The sequence below is a fragment of the Tenacibaculum sp. MEBiC06402 genome, from assembly GCF_049239625.1.
Taxonomy (GTDB): domain Bacteria; phylum Bacteroidota; class Bacteroidia; order Flavobacteriales; family Flavobacteriaceae; genus Polaribacter.
In genome coordinates this window covers 1-640 of record NZ_JBMKKT010000088.1, presented here as the reverse complement: position 1 = coordinate 640, position 640 = coordinate 1, and the positions used below count along the sequence as shown (strand labels likewise).

The following is a 640-nucleotide window of genomic DNA, read 5'->3' as shown; positions in this document are numbered from 1 at the left end:
GGTTTACGGTTTTTGGACATTGACCACAACGTATTTGTATAACTGTTGTTACGGGATTAAAATTACATATTTTGTTTAAGAGCTAGCGTTAGTAATTACCGAGTGGATTCTGACGAAGTCGAATCCGCCGTAATTACGGTTATACATTGTTGTACGCAGGATTTTATTCATTCCAGCATGTCATTTTTCATCAACGAATCCATTTCCGCTTGATATCTTTCTCTCCAGTCTTTTCCGTTTCTTTTATTCAGATATTTTTCAATTTCAGCGTTGTAAGCGTCAATTCCGCGTAATTGAGCTCCAGTAACAGCGCAACCAACATTCGATACGTGAAATCCATATTTTTCCTTTAGTGCAATGCAAGGAACTCCACAAGGCAATGGTTTTCCAACTGTCACGATTCTTGCTGAATTCCGCCAACTGTCAATCTTTCCAGTCAAATAATTGAATCGGTTAAAAAATCCGAATTACCAGAATAAGATTCCAACAATTAATATTCCAATTCCTATGGTTATTTTCTTTTTATGTTTCATTGGTCAACTTGCGTACAACGTAATTGTGTATGATTTTTTGCGGGAAAAAGACGCGAGTCATTTTCCGTTGTTTCGGAAAGATAATTAATAAGATTGAATTTCCGGTG

General features: G+C 36.4%; 1 protein-coding gene. It reads right to left on the bottom strand.

Annotated elements, in window-relative coordinates; translation table 11 throughout:
* Window positions 1-167 precede the first annotated feature (167 nt).
* The gene (locus ACOSP6_RS04900; RefSeq protein ID WP_422092463.1) at window positions 168-440 is read right to left on the bottom strand and encodes a hypothetical protein; all 273 of its coding nucleotides are present in this window, start codon (window positions 438-440) and stop codon (window positions 168-170) included.
* Window positions 441-640: the final 200 nt, after the last annotated feature.